We start from the raw sequence: 17,672 nt of genomic DNA, 5'->3' as shown, positions 1-17,672 counted from the left end.
AAAAAATAAAATAGATTCTTCATCATGAAATCAAGCGAAACAAAAAAGAAGTGTCCTTATGTAGAACGTGATATCAGTTGGATGTATTTCAACCAGCGTATTCTACTCGAAGCAGCCCGCCCGGAAGTACCATTACTGGAGCGGCTCACCTTTCTTGGCATCTATTCTAATAATCTCGACGAATTCTTCGTGTTCGTATAGCAACACTCAACCGGATTATTGAATACGCTGATAAAAACATACAGAAAGAACGAGAAATCGCTGCACGTACACTGAAGCTGATCGGTAAACTTCACAATCGCTACTACAACCAGTTCGAAGAAACGTTCGCTTCTATCATGGAAGAATTAAAGAAAGAAAACATCTACGTTATCAAAGAAACGGAGATGACGAGTGAACAGAAAACGTTCATTACCTCTTTCTACCGTAACAAACTGAATGGGTCTACCAACCCTCTTTTCCTTAGTGGTACCCGTCCGCTGGACGATCAGACAGATGAAGACATCTACCTTGCCATCCGCCTGCTCCGCAAAGACGAAACAGGAAAGATTAGGGAAAAAGACTATGCGGTTATTGAACTCCCTACCGGAGAATTCGGCCGCTTTATCCAACTTCCCGATTCGGAAGGCAAAACATTTCTGATGTTTCTTGATGATGTAATCCGTTATTGCTTGCCGATGATTTTCGTCGGCATGAAGTACACCGACTACGAAGCCTATACTTTCAAATTCACAAAAGACGCGGAAATGGAAATAGACAGCGACATGCGCACAGGCGTACTTCAGAAAATTTCCAAAGGAGTGAAAAGCCGTAAGAAAGGAGAACCAATTCGCTTTGTCTATGACGAGCAAATCCCCAAAGACTTACTGAAAAAACTGGTTGACCGGCTGAATGTGGATAAGAACGACACCCGTGTAGCCGGCGGACGTTATCATAACTTCAAGGATTTAATGAAATTCCCGGTCTGTGGACACAACGAACTGAAATATCCGGTTTGGGAACCCATCTTCAAACCGGAACTGAACGGGCCGGAAAGCCTGCTGGCTCTAATTCGTCAGAAAGACCGTTCGTTACATTATCCTTTCCATAGTTTCGATACTTTTATCCGTGTATTGCGTGAAGCCGCTATCAGCAAAGAAGTAAAGACCATCAAAATGACTCTTTACCGGTTGGCTAAAGAGTCTAAAGTAATAAAAGCATTGATTTGCGCAGCCAAAAATGGAAAGAAAGTTACCGTAGTCATCGAGTTGCTTGCCCATTTTGACGAAGCGTCGAATATCAACTGGAGCAAAAGAATGCAGGACGCAGGAATTCATGTGATTTTCGGAGTAGAAGGTTTGAAGATTCATTCCAAGCTGGTATATATCGGTACCCGGCACGGAGATATTGCCTGCATCAGCACGGGAAACTTCCACGAAGGAAATGCACGTATGTACACCGACTACACCATTATGACTGCCCATCGTCCCATTGTCCGGGAAGTCAATGCAGTGTTCGATTTTATAGAAAAACCTTACACGCCTGTCAACTTCAGAGAGTTGCTTGTTTCTCCCAATGATATGCGTAAACGTTTAATCGCCCTTATCAACAAAGAAATAAAAAACAAAGAGCAGGGAAAAGATGCCTATATCCTGGCGAAAGTAAATCATATCACCGACCTTGCACTTATAGAAAAGCTCTACGAAGCTTCAGCCGCCGGAATCCGGATAGATTTGGTGGTACGTGGCAACTGTTCCTTAGTGGGAGGAGTTCCGGGAGTTAGTGAAAATATACATATCAATGGAATTATCGACCGCTATCTCGAACATTCGCGCATTTTCATATTTGCCAATGATGGAGACGAAAAGTATTATATCGGCTCTGCCGACTGGATGCCCCGAAATTTGGATAATCGTATCGAAGTCCTGGCCCCTGTATATGATAAAGAGATACAGGCTGATTTGAAACGAATCGTCTGCTACGGATTTCAGGATACCGCCAAAGGCCGGATTGTGGACGGTACAGGTGAAAACCATGAAAAAGAATGTGAAGAAGGACATGCTTCCTTCCGTTCCCAGGAAGAATTATACAACGAATACAAGAATACATTATGATAAGTATGAAAAAAGTTAATTATGCAGCTATCGACATCGGTTCCAACGCCGTTCGATTGCTGATTAAATGTGTAAACGAAGAAAATGCACCCGAATTAATGAGCAAGATACAGCTCATACGCATCCCTCTACGATTGGGAGAAGACGCTTTCACCATAGGCGTGATTTCAGCAGAAAAAGAAAAGAAACTGATTCGACTGATGAAAGCTTACAAACAATTGATGAAAATATATGATGTAGTGGATTATCGTGCCTGCGCCACTTCTGCCATGCGTGATGCACGCAATGGTAAAGACATCGTCCGGCAGATAGTCAAGAAAACAGGTATCCGTGTGGAGATTATCGACGGACAGGAAGAAGCACACATCGTTTATGATAATCACATCGAACAGTTATTCACTTCAGGACAAAATTATCTATATGTAGATGTAGGCGGTGGTAGTACAGAAATTAATCTTATCAGCAACGGCGAATTGAAAAGCTCCCGTTCATACAATATCGGTACAGTACGTATGTTGAGTGGCATGGTAAAAGAAGAAGAAAAGGAGGCATTACGCACTGACCTGATCGGTCTTGCCACCGAATATGCTCCTGTCAGTATCATCGGTTCGGGCGGTAATATTAATAAGTTATTTCGACTTGCAGACAAGAAAGACAAAAAGGCTTCTCTCCTACCCGTAGAATCGTTACAAGAGATATATGAAGCATTAAAAACTCTTCCCACCGAACAGCGCATCAAACAATATAAGCTGAAACCGGACCGGGCGGACGTCATTGTTCCTGCTGCGGAAATATTCCTTGAGATAGCCACTCAAGTAAAAGCTGTTGGAATCATCGTACCTACTATCGGACTGTCCGACGGTATTATTGATAGTCTATATACGCAGAATATGAATAAGCCTGTTTCCCAGCAATCTTAATCTTTATTAATCAGATATTCGGATTTTGTTCTTTATATTTGCATCCATACCACACACTTTAAATATTATGGGTATAAAACTAAGAACAGAACAACCTTCGGATTATAATGAAACCGAGAATCTTAATAACAAAATGTTAAAATACAAAATGTTAAATGACGCTTATTATATTATTGATAATTAAATATTTATATTGTAAATATTAGATTTATATTATCTTAAAACACATACAATTTGCATACATATATAGAGATTGTAGGCAAGTGAATACTTGATTCTGGGTGCAAGGAGTTATTAGTCTTTTTTAAGTATTGGTATTCTTTCTCTGTGCATTCTCTATGGTAAAGGTAGAGAAATAAAACAGGCGAAAAGAAAATAATCTTTCTTTTTTCGCCAGCATCTATGTTACTGTCGGTATAAATGAGTTTAGTTTGTTTTGGATATATAGACAAAGGGATAAACTGAACTTAATTTGCCTGATACTTGAAGTTATTCATTATTGTTAGCCGTTCTAAAAATGTTGCTGGGTTTATCAACTAAGAATTATTGTAGATACTAATAAGAATTTCGGCTTTCCTATAAAAAATGTAGTTGTGTGTTGGGGATTCATGAAAAAGCTCGTATCTTTGAATTGCGTTCTTTGATTCTGTTGGTATGATGAAGAGTTGAGAGGGATTGTCCGTTCCGCTATCAGGGGCAGTATGAGGATAAGGAGACGGGGTTGTACTATAATCGGTTCAGGTACTACTCGGCTGAGGAGGGAATGTATGTTTCTCAAGATCCGATAAGATTAGAAGGTGAACGCTGCAATCTTTATAGTTATGTAGTAAATGCCAATAAATATGTTGATATTTTAGGCTTAATAGGATCCTATAGTTCAAAGAAAAGGCAACACAGAGGGAAAAATGTAGAAATTCACCATATTCCACCAAGAGCTGCATTAGCAGCAAATGGAAAACCAGAATATGGAACTCCTGCTATAGCAATATCTCCAGAAGATCATGCCAAAACAGCCTCATACGGAGGAAGTGGTAAAGATTATGTAAATATACAAGCTGTAAGTATTGCAAATACTAAGTCGTATTATGAAGCAATGTCAAGAGATATTGCAGATGTACAAAGTATAAGTAATAAATATGATAATGACCTAATGGAGGCTATTGATTATGCTGAAAAGAAAAAATGGTAACCCCAGAAGAAGCAAAAATGTTAAAAAATCAATGCAAAGGTTCATAAATTTTGTAAATATGGAAATTATAATCAACCCCCTTAAAGGTATCTTTTTTAAAGAAAAGGAAATAGTCTTTGGTATGACACAACAAAAAGTTGAACTGTTATTAGGCCCTCCTACGTCATTTCATGTAAATAATTTGATTAATCAAATTCATGAACCAAGAAATGGTGCAATCTTTAAATATGAAAATAATAATTTATTTTCTATAGAGATACCTATAAATAGTGGCTTAAAAGTCTTATTTAAAGATATAGAAATTTTAAACGACAAAGAGGCCGTATGTAAGTTATCAAAATTCGACACGCCAACGCCAGACAATGGGAAATATATGAATTTTTACAAATTAGGAATTCTGCTTGGCGGTTTTGGTAAAAAAAGAATCCCAGAAAAAAAAATAGTAATAGTATTTCCCAAAGATAAAATTGAATATTATGAAATGATGTTTAAAATAGGAGGTGGGAAATTATAAATTTATTAGCACATGTATTTTACTCTAATTATAGATTGACTATTTCAGCCCGTCCTGCTGGATATGTTATCCAGCAGTTTTAAACATTAGGATTTTCAATCCGATAATAAAAGTACTAATTATTATTCTGCTTCAATAAAGCAGATAACTAGCCTCGTTCTTTGACATTCTGACATTTTGTAATTTGTAATCGGCTAGAAGAGCGTTTTCTGAATCCGATTACAAGGTTACTATTTTTTCGCCATTACAGAGCCTTTTGTACAAATCACCAATTTAGTCAAAAGGCTCTATTTTTCACAAATAGACATTTCTTTCATCCTTATCTTTTCCATTAGTTACAATTTAAGCCAATAGAGGTCAATTTATCAGATTTCATTTATTCAGATTAACGGTATAAATAGAGAATTAACGGGCTCTAAAATGAGAAATGCCAACAAACCATTAGGTATAGTGACGCTAAAGCAATGCTTTAGTGTCTTTATACATAGCTTTTAGTGACGCCATCCGCATGTTTTGCTTACTTCATCCACATGTTTTCAACAAACATTACGGTCTTTTTAGTGTAATCATACGGTCTTTTTCCCTAAAACAACCGTATATTTAGGTAGACGGAAGCACTTTTCTCATCTAATAGAGGAAAAACTAAAAACATATGGAATAATATTTCTGACTATTTCATAGAAAATAGATACATAAACAGGCTTTTATCAAACATATTGAGAAAATAATTTTTGAACTAAAATAATACATAAATATAGTATCAGATACGTTACTTTTTCATACTTTTGGAAAAAGTCCTTATTTATGAAGCCAATTGTACTATCAATACTACTATTCCTGAGTATATTTTCTGTTCATGCCCAAATTGAATGGTTGGGAATTATCTATGATCCTGATGGATACACCAATGTACGTGCTGACAGCAGCATGCTGATTATTGACAAGCTTTATAACAATCAGGTATTTTTCGACTGGAATACTCGTTCGGAAATAGAGGATGAGGCTAAGGATAATTGGCATCATATCGAATATGGAGCAAAAAATGGTATGACAATGATTTATTCAGGAACAGAATCGAAAACGGGAAGAATACATAAAAGCCGTATCCGTTATCTTTCTGAATTGAAACAGTTACCTCAAATATCATCTTCTAAAGACATCTTCAAGTATGGGAATGATACTTTGAGTATAGAAATCAAAAGACGACCATTCAATGCCAAGAGTCACAAACTGGTGAAAGATCAGGAAAACGGATGGTTGAAGAGTATTGACGGAGTGGAAAGTTTATGGGGAATAGATGGTAATATTCCCCGATATGAATATGAGTCTGTCACTGTTACTTATCCCGGTGGGGTATTACAATTCCCGAAAGAGAATTTGCAATACTTATATGAACCTGGTGATAACTTTACTCACATAGCTTTGAGTGATGACAATACCTTCTTCCTCTTTATGATGAATAGCGACGGAGCAGGTGGATATATGGTAGTATGGACGATTAAAAATTACCATATAAAAAGCCAGCTCGTTATCAGAGGATTTTAGAAATTATCATCACTCCAAGTATGATTTTAATCTATTAATAGCGTATCACCTTATTAGTACTAATCGGTGTGTTGTACCAATCAGTATTCGTACTTTGGTCACGTGCCCAGTCTGCAAATTTTGCATAGGCATCCGTTATCACTGTACTTTCTGTTGGATAAGCAAATTTATCCGGAACACAAAGAGCCCATGTGTTATTGACCGCTTTAATAACTTCAAGTACATTACTATCCGCTAGCTGACCATTCGCTGTTGCCGAATTAAACTGGTTCAAATGGACTTCCGTTCTCTTTTTGCCGATACTTTGATAGGCAATAAAGAAGTCTAAAGCCTTTGTCGCACTGGGAATGGATATGGCATTTTTAAGTTTGATCGTTACATCAAGAGTATATATATCTGTGAGAGAAGTAGTTGTATTTCCTGTATTTATCATAGGACGCTGTCCCCCTGTATATCCATATATATAATGTGCATCACCAAATAATGGAATTACCAGTTCGTTACCATTCGTCTCGTAAGACGCATTTTCAAATATACCGGAATTCAAAGAGCCGGTACGTTGAGTAGCACCTCTATCAAAGCTTACTGATTCCACATTGCTTTTATCTATTCCCAGTATTCTAAGTCCGGCACCCAGCTGCTTGACAGCACCAACCGCACGCAGGTCAATGGTATATTTCAACTCTTTCACTTCATTACCAGCTGCCGGTAAAGTTACATTCAGCACAATATCATTAAAGTCATAGTCACCAGCTTTGGGATAGTTGTCTTCAAAAGCATATGAATAAACGGCATATTGAGTTTCTACATTATCCGGTTCTTCATCTGAATCATATCCACCCTTTATACAGTCTCCGTCAGCAGGAAGTATAAAATCGGCTTTGCCCGGATTACAATAGGTTGCGGAGTTTTGCAATCCTTTATATACCAACCAATCAAAAGGACTCCATTCCCATTGATTTTTACCATTCGATGTTTGGTCTGTTATTTCACAAATGATATTATTCGTCACTTTAGAATTGGAATAAGCCAAACCTTGAGTATTAGCAATCGTATGAATTTTTAATAAGGCAGTTCCTTCTGTTGGACCGGTCACATTTCTATATAGGCTGGCTTGTCCTGTACAAGTTAACATGGATTGCTTTTCCATCACAATATCATTGTTATTTCCATTATAACCGAGTTCTCCACAAATAGCTTCGGAGGTATTCCCCATCACAAGGGTGCCAAATTGGAACATTCCTGTCACCTTCATATAGCATCCGTTCTTTATGTGGGTATTGTTATTACCATTAATGCTACCTGCTTCAATAGTGCCATGATTTACCAACAACATATCATTAGTAGAAGCATCGTAACGATCCAGTTTAAGTGTTCCATAATTATAGAATCCACCAGCGCCTCCGCCATTGAAATCTAACAAAGAACATTGTATAGTACCTGCATTATAATTTTTACGATCAGCAGACCCATTGGTTATTTTAATACTTCCTTCACCAGTAATACTTCCTCCCGGCATTACAGTTATGTAGGAAGCTTGAGTCAATATCAGATTTCCATTTTTAGTAATCTCTATCTTTCCACCGTCCTCAACTATAATTTCTGCAATATTATCAAATTGATAGCTGTTTTCAATAACCCATGTACTTCCTTGAGAAATAATCGCTTTCACGGTCTGAGCACCACCACTAGTTCCACTGGTTTTGAATCCTCCTTTAAAAGTCTTTCCCTCTTTAATCATAAACCAACGTTCACTTTGCCCGAAAACAGGATATTCACTATAGTTACCGCTCCAACCTGAGCCTGCCCCCAAATCCCAATCTGCTTGAATTTCAGTAGCTGTTGATTTTTTACTACTGATAAACTCAGCAGTATAAGGAGCTTCCATGGTAGGAATCCCCGTCGTAGCCCGTGTAGAACGTGTAGATATATCTTTATCTCCGAAATAAGCCCTTACCTCTCCATTTTGAACGGCTACCGGCTGCACAAGATAACGCCCTTTCTTATCTACACGTGCTACAAACACTCTGTCAAGCGCTGTCGGACAGTCCATCACAACATCCAATGATGTATTTAGATTCACAGCACCTTCTGCTAAAAGTTTCGCTGTACTTCCTGAAGTCAATGGATTTGCATCAAATATCCGTATCGGATAATCTACTCCTAAGTCACCGACCACAGCCACCTGCGCAGCAACGCTTCGAGACATAGTCCAGTCTCCGTCAGGATCGATATTCTTTACCGGAAAAGTTTCTTCGTAAATTTGCCTTAGTTGATCTGCATTAAACAGATTTTTCTCATTATCCACACAACTGATAAAACTGGCAGAGGTTGCCAACAATGATAAAGTCAATACTTTTGCAATGTTCTGTTTCATAATCCCTTAATTCTTGAGTTCGTTTTATTTATGCGAAAAAATCCGCTACCATTAATATGCTGGTAATCTGTCTGCAAAGATAATCGTATTTGCAGATATTAAATAAAAAAAGGCTGCATTTTTCAATACAGCCTTCACATTTTTTTTACTCTTTTATCAGAAGGGGAAAAGTAAAGGTAAAACGAAGATCATCACAATACCCATGATAATCTGTAACGGCAACCCCACTTTTACATAATCCATAAAGGTATACTGCCCAGCCGGCATCACCAATGCATTAGGTGGTGTAGAGAAAGGGGAAGCAAAACACATACTTGCGCCCAATGTTACGGCAAACAGGAACGGCACCGGACTGACTCCTATTTGTATTGCGCTCTGCAAAGCGATAGGCGCAAGCAGTACTGCCGTAGCTGTGTTACTGATAAACATCGTCATCAATGAAGTCGTAAAATAAATACCTGCCATCAAAGCCAAAGGTCCATAAGCTCCTAACCCATTCACCAATGTATTGGATATATACTCTGAAGCTCCTGTTTTCTCCAAAGCCAGAGACATAGGAAGCATGGCGGCAATCAGCACGATACTTTCCCAGTTTATTGTTTTATAAGCAGCTTCTACATTACGGAAACACCCGGTTAGTACCATCAATATACCTGCTATCATCACAGCAGTAACCGGAGCGATGGGGATAAAGTCGAATACCATCATTGCCACCATCAGCGCCATGATAGCAGCGGCTACCGGAGCTTTATAATCTAAAGTAACTTTAGCGGCTTCCGCCAATGGCTGACCTAAAACAACCCATTCGGAATCTTCTTTGCTAAGGCGGGCTATGTTGTTCCATGTACCCTGCACTAAAAGAACATCGCCGCTATGAATCCGTTCGTTCCCCAAGTCTTGCAATAAATAGTCTTTTTTACGGCGGATGCCTAATACATTTACATTATATAAATCACGGAATCCTGCTTCTTTAATGGTCTGATTTATCAGATTGGATGCAGGCATCAATACGATTTCCGCAATACCTATATCATAAAATTCAAGAGAATTCGCAGAGCTTTTTGTTTCCTCTGTTGCATGGTCACCCAGAATTTCCAGCAGATAATCTTCAGCAAACAATTGAATCTTTTCAAAATCTCCCGTTATATATATAATATCTTCCGCTTGTAACACAGTATCCGGCGCGGCAAACTTTTGCGTGATCGTTTTCAAAAACCGATGTTGCGATGCATCACCACGTCGCACTTCTATGATATTCAGACCATATTTGCGACGGATGTCCAAATCAATAATGGTTTTGCCCAAAAGACGGGAGTCTCCTATCGCCTTCAAACGGAACAAATTACTGGAAAGACCATATTCATTGACCAATTGCTTCAGTGATTTACCCGAACGGCTGTTATCGTCTTTCTTCCCCTTCTTTGAAAGGAACCATTTACTAAGCGGCATCAACACGAGTGTTCCGACAGCTACGCAGATAAGACCTACCGGCAGAAAAGTAAAGAAAGAAAGTGGTTCGTAACCTGCCGAAGTCAGTGTATTCTGTATCACAAGGTTAGGCGGGGTACCGATTAAGGTCATCATACCACCCATACTACTTGCGAAAGCCAACGGCATCAACAGCCGGCTCGGATTCATTCCGGCGCTCATGGCTAAACTGACTACAATAGGAAGCATCAGTGCTACCGTTCCGGTATTACTGACAAAAGCGCCAATCGCGGAAGTTACCAGCATCACCAACAGAAACAGACGAGTCTCACTCGTTCCCGCAAGTTTAAGAATACGTGAACTTATCATTTTTGCCAACCCTGTCTGGAAAATAGCTCCGCCCACTACGAACAATCCGATCATCATAATGACTACCGAATTAGAAAAACCGGAAAGAGCTTCATCAGGGGTTAATATCTGAAAAATGAGTAAGGCTACCAATGCACACAATGCCACAATATCTGAACGAATCTTTCCGTTCACGAAAAAGATAGCCGAAAGAACAAGAATAATAATGGTTATTAACATAAGTAATTAAATGATTGTTTTATTCTGACTTTTTGAAAAATCAATTTGGGTCGACAAAAATAGAAAATACTTCCACTTGATTAAAACAAATCCAACCCGTTTTTAGTTCATAAGACATCATTTAATATATTAATACATTCTTCCGTGACATAAAAAGCAGAAATTGCTCAATAATATAATACTAGACAAGAAATATACAATACCATAGCACCACATCTAGCACATCATATATCATTACACCGACACAATATATTATTGATAAACAATATATTTATGTATTATCTTTTGAAAATTACAGAACAATTTATATCTTTACGCCGTATTTATAGCAAACATAGTATGGCAAACAATATTTTATTGATTTCCTGGATTCACGAATTTTATATGGGTTATAATTATTTACTAATAATTATTTTACTCCTTATTATATGCATCCTATTGTACAGAGTTCATAAACTGCGAAAAACTATTCAGAAAACCAATCACTCCTATCGCTTCTCATTTGATATTCTCGATAATCTCCCTTTCCCAATCATAGTAAAAGACATTACAAACGATTTCAGGTATTATTACTGGAACAAAGAAGCGTCTATTCAATCAGAGATTGACAGTAAAGAGGCTACCGGACATACAGACTATGAAATATACGGCAAAGAACGGGGAGAAAAGTACCGTAATATCGACAAAGAACTTGTACACGAAGGAAAAGTATATCGCGGAGAAGAGAAATACATAACTCCGGATGGAATTATACATGATACTATCGCCGTGAAATCAGTAATCTCGTGGGAAGATGAGAAAAAATGGTTGCTGGCAATCCGGTGGGACATTACCCAACTCAAGAATTATGAAAGAGAAGTGGTGGCCGCCAAAGAGCAGTTGGAGAAGGTATTAAGAAAACAGAAGTTAGCTCTGAAAAGTATTGATTTCGGGCTTATCTATATTGATAAAAATTACCGTGTACAATGGGAGGAGACAACGCAGATTACCAGTTTGGTAAAAGGAAGACGATACATTCCGGGAAAGATTTGCTATCAGACCAGTGCTCTCCGAAATGAACCATGCGAACAATGTGCTTTTAAAAAAGCAATCGAGCAAGGGAAAATTATTCGACACACAATCAGAGTGGATGATGTTGACTTTGAAGTGACGGCAACTCCCGTATTCAGCGATAAAGATGAAACTGAAATCATAGGCGGATTACTCCGTTTCGAAAATATCACCGAGAAATTAAAAATGGACAAGATGCTGCAAGAAGCTAAGGAAAAAGCAGAAGAATCCAACCGGTTGAAATCAGCTTTCCTTGCCAACATGAGCCATGAAATACGTACGCCACTGAACGCTATCGTCGGATTCTCCGAGATGATTTGCCAATCGCAGGAGGAAGAAGAAAAACAGGAATTCATGAAAATCATCTCCAGCAACAATATATTATTATTGCAGTTGATAGATGACATCCTCGACTTGTCAAAAATTGAAGCGGGTACTATGGAATTTACATTAGGGCCGACTGATATTAATGAATTGATGGACGGTATCTGCCGGCAAATGCAAGAAAAGAATACCTCACCGGACGTACAAATCATTTTTGCGGAAAAAGCAGAGCAATGTATCCTTAACACTGACCGCGTGCGCCTGTCACAGGTTATTATAAACTTCGCCAATAATGCCATGAAGTTTACTCCGAAAGGCACTATCCAAATGGGATACCGGATTGAAGAGGAAAAAGATGAAATATACTTTTATGTAAAAGATACAGGAATCGGGATTCCTGCTGATAAGACAGACAAGGTATTTGAACGCTTTGTCAAACTGAACTCTTTTATAAAAGGAACAGGGCTCGGACTGGCTATCTGCCGTATTATCGTGGAACGATTAGGCGGAGTGATTGGTGTAGATTCCAAAGAAGGGGAAGGCTCTTGTTTTTGGTTCAGGATTCCGATGCGGGAGATTATTGTGAAATAATAAAACTGTCCTGCACTTTTCTTATGAAACTTACAGGACAGTCATTTATTCTCTTATAGACAGGGAAGACAATTAAAGAGCAGTCTCCAATATCTCACGGGCAACAGTTCCTGTCACAGTTCCGTTCTCTCCATATTTAACACCACGTTCATTGAAACGGCGTTCAATTTCCAGGATAGTCTCCTGCCCTATGTTTTCTTCATGCAGGCGAGTAGTGAGTCCCAGTGAACGGAAAAAGTCTTCCGTACAACAAATCGCTTTATCAATCCGTTCTTCTCTCGTGCCGGAAGTGATTCCCCATACTCTTTCACCGTATTGTACCAGCTTATCGCCTTTTGCTTCACGAAGCACTTGCAGGGTAGCCGGAAGAACAATTGCCAGTGTATGACCATGCGTCAATCCGTGCAATGCGGTGATTTCATGACCAATCATATGAGTCGCCCAATCCTCGGACACTCCCATAGCTATAAAACCATTCAATGCCATTGTAGCCGAAAGCATAAAGTCTGCCATCAGTTGATAATCATGCTGATTCTCACGGATTTTGGGAGCTATTTCCACCAATGTTTGCAGAATTCCTTCCGCCCAGCGATCCATAATACGGCTCTGTCCGGGAGTAGTCATATATTGTTCCATCACATGAACAAAGGTGTCTGACAGTCCACACGCTACCTGATGGGGTGGCAACGTAAAGGTTACTTCCGGGTCAAGAATAGAAAATACCGGGTAATTAGCGTTGAAAGGATATTTCTCCTTTGTTTCATGACGGGAGATAACTGCTCCGTTATTCATCTCCGAGCCAGTGGCGGGAAGAGTCAAAACAGTAGCCAGCGGCACGGTATGAGTGACACGACGTCCGGCAAGTACCAAGTCCCAGGCATCACCGTCATACAGAATACCTGCAGAAATCAATTTCGTGCCGTCAATAACGGAACCACCGCCCACAGCCAATAAGTAATCCACTTTCTCTTCTTTTCCCAAAGTAATCGCTTTACGGAGAGTTTCAATGGAGGGATTGGGTTCAATCCCCCAGAACTCTACGGTAAAATGATTCTTCAGTGCTTCCTTTACCTGGTCGTACACACCATTTTTCTTCACGCTTCCGCCGCCAAAAGTAATCATAATACGTTTGTCGGACGGAATCTCTTTAGCCAGTCGGGCAATCATCCCGTGACCCACTATCAGTTTCACAGGATTCTGAAAGATAAAATTTTCCATATCTTGTCTTTTGTTCTTATTTTGTTTATTAGTCACTATCCTTGCAAAGATACTCGAATTATCTGAAACCCGTCAGAATCAAGCCATGAATTGTTGCGCAACGGAAGGAACCATAGCCGACAACCAAGGTTTCATATCTTCTGCCACTAATAACCAATAAAGCAATAATATAACGAAAATGGCAATAGCAATGCCTACTAAGACTTTTCTCTGTTTCATAATTGTTTTTGTTTAAAAATTCAATATTTATAAGAACAGTTCAGATTTGAAATTGTTCTATAATCAGAAAAATGAAGGCAAAAGAGAAAAAAAGCAATATTTTGTTTGTCGTTTCAAACAAAGTGTCTATATTTGCCCCCATAAAATAACAAAAGACAATGAGAACAATGTTAGTAAATACATATTGGTGGCGCTCTTTACAACTCCGACAGTCGTAAGGGAGCAGCGCTCGTATGTATATACCTCATTAAAGATATAACAGATTAAAAAGAGCCCTGTCGCAGCTTGCGACAGGGCTCTTTTTATTTGCCCGTTTTTGAACAAGACCAAATAATAACATAAAAAAAATAGGATTATGAAAAGTTTTTTAGTTGACCAGGATGGCTATTACGGAGAATTCGGTGGAGCTTATGTACCGGAGATTCTCCACAAATGTGTTGAGGAACTGAAGAATAAGTACCTCGAAGTGATTGAAAGTGAAGACTTCAAAAAAGAGTTCGACCAGTTGCTACGTGACTACGTAGGACGCCCTTCCCCACTCTATTTGGCGAAACGCCTTTCTGAAAAGTATGGCTGCAAACTGTATCTGAAACGGGAAGACCTGAACCATACGGGTGCTCACAAAATCAACAATACAATCGGACAGATTCTGCTGGCGCGTCGCATGGGAAAGAAACGCATCATCGCCGAAACAGGTGCCGGACAACATGGTGTGGCAACTGCTACCGTATGTGCGTTGATGGATATGGAATGTATCGTTTATATGGGAAAACTGGACATAGAACGCCAGCATGTCAACGTAGAGAAAATGAAGATGCTGGGAGCAACCGTGATTCCCGTCACTTCAGGAAACATGACTCTGAAAGATGCCACGAACGAAGCTATCCGCGACTGGTGTTGTCATCCCGTCGACACTTATTACATCATCGGTTCTACCGTTGGTCCTCATCCTTACCCTGACATGGTGGCACGCCTGCAATCTGTTATCAGCGAAGAAATCAAAAAGCAACTTCAGGAGAAAGAGGGACGCGAATATCCCGATTATCTGATAGCCTGCGTAGGCGGTGGAAGTAATGCTGCCGGAACGATCTATCACTATATCAATGACGAACGGGTAGGTATTATTTTGGCAGAAGCAGGCGGCAAAGGTATAGAGACAGGAATGACTGCCGCTACCATCCAACTCGGAAAAATGGGAATCATCCACGGTGTACGTACTTACGTCATTCAAAACGAGGACGGACAAATTGAAGAGCCCTACTCTATCTCTGCCGGGCTGGATTATCCGGGAATTGGTCCAATACATGCCAACCTCGCCGCACAAAGACGCGCCAATGTATTAGCTGTCAACGATGACGAAGCCATAGAAGCTGCTTACGAGTTGACCAAACTGGAGGGGATTATCCCCGCACTCGAATCGGCTCATGCGCTGGGCGCTTTAAAGAAACTGAAGTTCAAACCGGAAGATGTGGTTGTACTGACGGTTTCGGGACGGGGCGATAAGGACATCGAGACTTATTTATCTTTCAATGAAGAATAATAAGAGAACCAATCGTAATTTATAACTTGTAATTAATAAAAGCAGATATGAAAACATTTAATTATACTACCCATAGCAAACAGGTGCTCGGAGATATGCATACTCCCGTCAGCATCTACCTGAAAGTGCGCGATATGTATCCGCAATCTGCATTAATGGAAAGTTCTGATTTTCATGCCGGAGAGAATTCTTTATCATTTATCGCTCTTTGTCCACTGGCAAATATCGGCGTAAACTGTGGTATTGTTACCACCAATTACCCGGACGGCAGCCGTACAGAAGAGCCGCTGACTAAAACATTCACCGTAGAAAAAGCCATGAACCGCTTTATCAGTCAGTTCAAGGTGAGCGGAGAAAACAAAAATGTATGCGGACTTTATGGATATACCACTTTCAACGCTGTGAAGTATTTCGAGCATATCCCAGTGAAAGAAAGTCACGATGAAGAGAACGACGCACCGGATTTGCTATACATATTATATAAGTATATCATTGTCTTCAACCATTTCAAGAATGAATTGACATTAGTAGAGATGTCGGCCGAAGGAGAAGAAAGCGGTCTGCCGGAACTGGAAGCAGCTATCGAAAACCGAAATTTTGCTTCATACAATTTCTCTGTGACAGGCCCCGTCACCAGCCCCATCACGGATGAAGAACATAAAGCGAATGTCCGTAAAGGAATTGCCCATTGCATGCGTGGCGATGTTTTCCAAATCGTACTTTCCAGAAGATTTATTCAGCCTTACGCCGGAGATGATTTCAAAGTTTATCGCGCACTCCGCAGCATTAACCCTTCTCCTTATCTTTTCTATTTCGACTTCGGCGGATACCGTATCTTTGGTTCTTCACCTGAAACACACTGCAAGATTGAAGAAGGCCGGGCGTATATCGACCCGATTGCAGGAACTACCCGTCGTACCGGAGATATTGTAAAAGACCGTGAACTGGCAGAAGCATTACTTGCCGACCCAAAAGAGAATGCAGAGCACGTGATGTTGGTAGACCTTGCACGAAATGACCTTTCACGAAATTGCCATGATGTACGGGTGCTATTCTACAAAGAGCCGCAATACTACAGTCATGTCATCCATTTGGTTAGCCGTGTCAGTGGCGCACTGAACGAGGGGGCGGATAAAATAAAGACTTTCATCGATACTTTCCCTGCCGGCACATTAAGCGGTGCGCCTAAAGTTCGTGCCATGCAGCTTATCAGTGAAATCGAACCTCACAACCGGGGAGCGTATGGCGGATGCATCGGTTTTATCGGGCTGAACGGTGAATTGAATCAGGCTATCACAATCCGTACGTTTGTGAGCCGTAACAATGAATTATGGTTCCAGGCCGGAGGTGGTATCGTGGCACGCAGCCAGGATGAATATGAATTGCAAGAGGTGAATAATAAATTGGGAGCGTTGAAGAAGGCAATTGATTTGGCTGTAAAATTAAAGAATTAAGCGAAAACAAGGAAAACGATTTGAGCAACAATTTTACAAAGACTAGAAAAAATGAAAATATTACTTTTAGATAACTACGACTCTTTCACCTACAATTTACTGCACGCAGTGAAAGAACTGGGAGCTACGGATGTAGAAGTAGTCCGCAATGACCAAATAGAGCTTGATGAAGTAGAACGGTTCGATAAAATCATTCTGTCTCCCGGCCCGGGTATACCCGAAGAAGCGGGATTGCTATTACCTATTATTAAAAGGTATGCGTCCACCAAAAGTATCTTGGGGGTTTGCTTGGGACATCAGGCCATCGGCGAAGCTTTCGGAGCACGTTTGGAAAACCTGACAGAAGTATATCACGGGGTACAGACTCCGATCAGCATCCTCAGCCGGGATATACTTTTCGAAGGATTGGGGAAGGAAATTCCCGTCGGACGATATCACTCCTGGGTAGTGAGCCGGGAAAATTTTCCCGATTGCCTGGAAATAACGGCAGAAAGCAAGGAGGGGCAAATTATGGCAATCCGCCATAAAACTTATGATGTACATGGCATCCAGTTCCATCCCGAATCGGTATTGACTCCTCAGGGAAAAGAAATTATCAAGAACTTCTTAAACGATTAAAGTT

The 17,672-nt window shown here is 40.0% G+C and carries 11 protein-coding genes and 2 pseudogenes; 9 read left to right on the top strand and 4 right to left on the bottom strand.

Going from position 1 to position 17,672, the window contains the following annotated elements:
• Positions 1-24: 24 nt before the first annotated feature.
• The 5 genes and pseudogenes from HC965_RS07165 (at position 25) to HC965_RS07145 (ending at position 6,261) form a co-directional block, all read left to right on the top strand.
• Positions 25-2,093: pseudogene (locus HC965_RS07165) on the top strand (RNA degradosome polyphosphate kinase).
• On the top strand, positions 2,090-3,013 hold the full coding sequence (locus tag HC965_RS07160) for a Ppx/GppA family phosphatase (RefSeq protein WP_191030856.1): 924 nt from the start codon (positions 2,090-2,092) through the stop codon (positions 3,011-3,013). Before HC965_RS07165 ends, HC965_RS07160 begins: the two are co-directional and overlap by 4 nt.
• 685 nt (positions 3,014-3,698) lie before the next feature.
• Positions 3,699-4,202: pseudogene (locus HC965_RS26845) on the top strand (RHS repeat-associated core domain-containing protein); the annotation flags it as partial.
• 58 nt (positions 4,203-4,260) lie between these two features.
• Entirely contained in the window at positions 4,261-4,716 is a 456-nt protein-coding gene (locus HC965_RS07150; RefSeq protein ID WP_223854765.1) for a hypothetical protein, read from the top strand.
• 804 nt (positions 4,717-5,520) lie between these two features.
• Complete coding sequence (locus HC965_RS07145; protein WP_191030853.1) at positions 5,521-6,261, top strand: hypothetical protein; 741 nt, start codon at positions 5,521-5,523, stop codon at positions 6,259-6,261.
• A gap of 34 nt (positions 6,262-6,295) precedes the next feature.
• Here the strand turns inward: HC965_RS07145 and HC965_RS07140 are convergent, their stop codons facing one another.
• Both HC965_RS07140 and HC965_RS07135 read right to left on the bottom strand, forming a co-directional pair.
• Positions 6,296-8,638 (bottom strand): LruC domain-containing protein, encoded by a 2,343-nt coding sequence (locus HC965_RS07140; RefSeq protein ID WP_191030852.1) that lies wholly within the window; start codon positions 8,636-8,638, stop codon positions 6,296-6,298.
• A gap of 156 nt (positions 8,639-8,794) precedes the next feature.
• Entirely contained in the window at positions 8,795-10,654 is a 1,860-nt protein-coding gene (locus HC965_RS07135; protein ID WP_191030851.1) for an SLC13 family permease, read from the bottom strand.
• A gap of 339 nt (positions 10,655-10,993) precedes the next feature.
• Here HC965_RS07135 and HC965_RS07130 point away from each other — a divergent pair, with 339 nt between their 5' ends.
• On the top strand, positions 10,994-12,619 hold the full coding sequence (locus HC965_RS07130; RefSeq protein WP_191030850.1) for a PAS domain-containing sensor histidine kinase: 1,626 nt from the start codon (positions 10,994-10,996) through the stop codon (positions 12,617-12,619).
• A gap of 72 nt (positions 12,620-12,691) precedes the next feature.
• Here HC965_RS07130 and HC965_RS07125 read toward each other — a convergent pair whose 3' ends face one another.
• Positions 12,692-13,837 carry an iron-containing alcohol dehydrogenase gene (locus HC965_RS07125; RefSeq protein ID WP_191030849.1) on the bottom strand — a complete coding sequence of 382 codons (1,146 nt, stop codon included), beginning with the start codon at positions 13,835-13,837 and terminating at the stop codon, positions 12,692-12,694.
• A 78-nt stretch (positions 13,838-13,915) separates the two neighbouring features.
• A complete protein-coding gene (locus HC965_RS07120; RefSeq protein ID WP_191030848.1) occupies positions 13,916-14,056 on the bottom strand; it encodes a hypothetical protein in 141 nt (46 codons plus the stop codon).
• Between the two features lie 355 nt (positions 14,057-14,411).
• Here HC965_RS07120 and trpB point away from each other — a divergent pair, with 355 nt between their 5' ends.
• Genes trpB through HC965_RS07105 form a run of 3 tightly spaced genes read left to right on the top strand, consistent with a single transcriptional unit; the run spans position 14,412 to position 17,668 of the window.
• Positions 14,412-15,596 (top strand): tryptophan synthase subunit beta, encoded by a 1,185-nt coding sequence (trpB, locus tag HC965_RS07115; protein WP_191030847.1) that lies wholly within the window; start codon positions 14,412-14,414, stop codon positions 15,594-15,596.
• 47 nt (positions 15,597-15,643) lie between these two features.
• Positions 15,644-17,050 (top strand): anthranilate synthase component I family protein, encoded by a 1,407-nt coding sequence (locus HC965_RS07110; RefSeq protein ID WP_191030846.1) that lies wholly within the window; start codon positions 15,644-15,646, stop codon positions 17,048-17,050.
• Positions 17,051-17,101: 51 nt separating this feature from the next.
• Positions 17,102-17,668, top strand: coding sequence for an aminodeoxychorismate/anthranilate synthase component II (locus tag HC965_RS07105; protein WP_191030845.1), 567 nt, complete (start codon positions 17,102-17,104; stop codon positions 17,666-17,668).
• Positions 17,669-17,672 lie beyond the last annotated feature (4 nt).

The organism is Bacteroides sp. GM023, assembly GCF_014750685.1.
Lineage (GTDB): Bacteria > Bacteroidota > Bacteroidia > Bacteroidales > Bacteroidaceae > Bacteroides.
The sequence above is the reverse complement of the archived record's forward strand: the minus strand, read 5'-3'. Positions and strand labels throughout refer to the sequence as shown.

What these genes read in the sequence shown, in the direction of transcription:
- HC965_RS07135 (WP_191030851.1), bottom strand. Translation starts at nt 10,654, where the DNA reads ATGTTAATAACCATTATTATTCTTGTTCTTTCGGCTATCTTTTTCGTG.
- HC965_RS07105 (WP_191030845.1), top strand. Translation starts at nt 17,102, where the DNA reads ATGAAAATATTACTTTTAGATAACTACGACTCTTTCACCTACAATTTA.
- HC965_RS07160 (WP_191030856.1), top strand. Translation starts at nt 2,090, where the DNA reads ATGATAAGTATGAAAAAAGTTAATTATGCAGCTATCGACATCGGTTCC.
- HC965_RS07145 (WP_191030853.1), top strand. Translation starts at nt 5,521, where the DNA reads ATGAAGCCAATTGTACTATCAATACTACTATTCCTGAGTATATTTTCT.
- HC965_RS07150 (WP_223854765.1), top strand. Translation starts at nt 4,261, where the DNA reads ATGGAAATTATAATCAACCCCCTTAAAGGTATCTTTTTTAAAGAAAAG.
- HC965_RS07110 (WP_191030846.1), top strand. Translation starts at nt 15,644, where the DNA reads ATGAAAACATTTAATTATACTACCCATAGCAAACAGGTGCTCGGAGAT.
- trpB (WP_191030847.1), top strand. Translation starts at nt 14,412, where the DNA reads ATGAAAAGTTTTTTAGTTGACCAGGATGGCTATTACGGAGAATTCGGT.
- HC965_RS07125 (WP_191030849.1), bottom strand. Translation starts at nt 13,837, where the DNA reads ATGGAAAATTTTATCTTTCAGAATCCTGTGAAACTGATAGTGGGTCAC.
- HC965_RS07130 (WP_191030850.1), top strand. Translation starts at nt 10,994, where the DNA reads ATGGCAAACAATATTTTATTGATTTCCTGGATTCACGAATTTTATATG.
- HC965_RS07140 (WP_191030852.1), bottom strand. Translation starts at nt 8,638, where the DNA reads ATGAAACAGAACATTGCAAAAGTATTGACTTTATCATTGTTGGCAACC.
- HC965_RS07120 (WP_191030848.1), bottom strand. Translation starts at nt 14,056, where the DNA reads ATGAAACAGAGAAAAGTCTTAGTAGGCATTGCTATTGCCATTTTCGTT.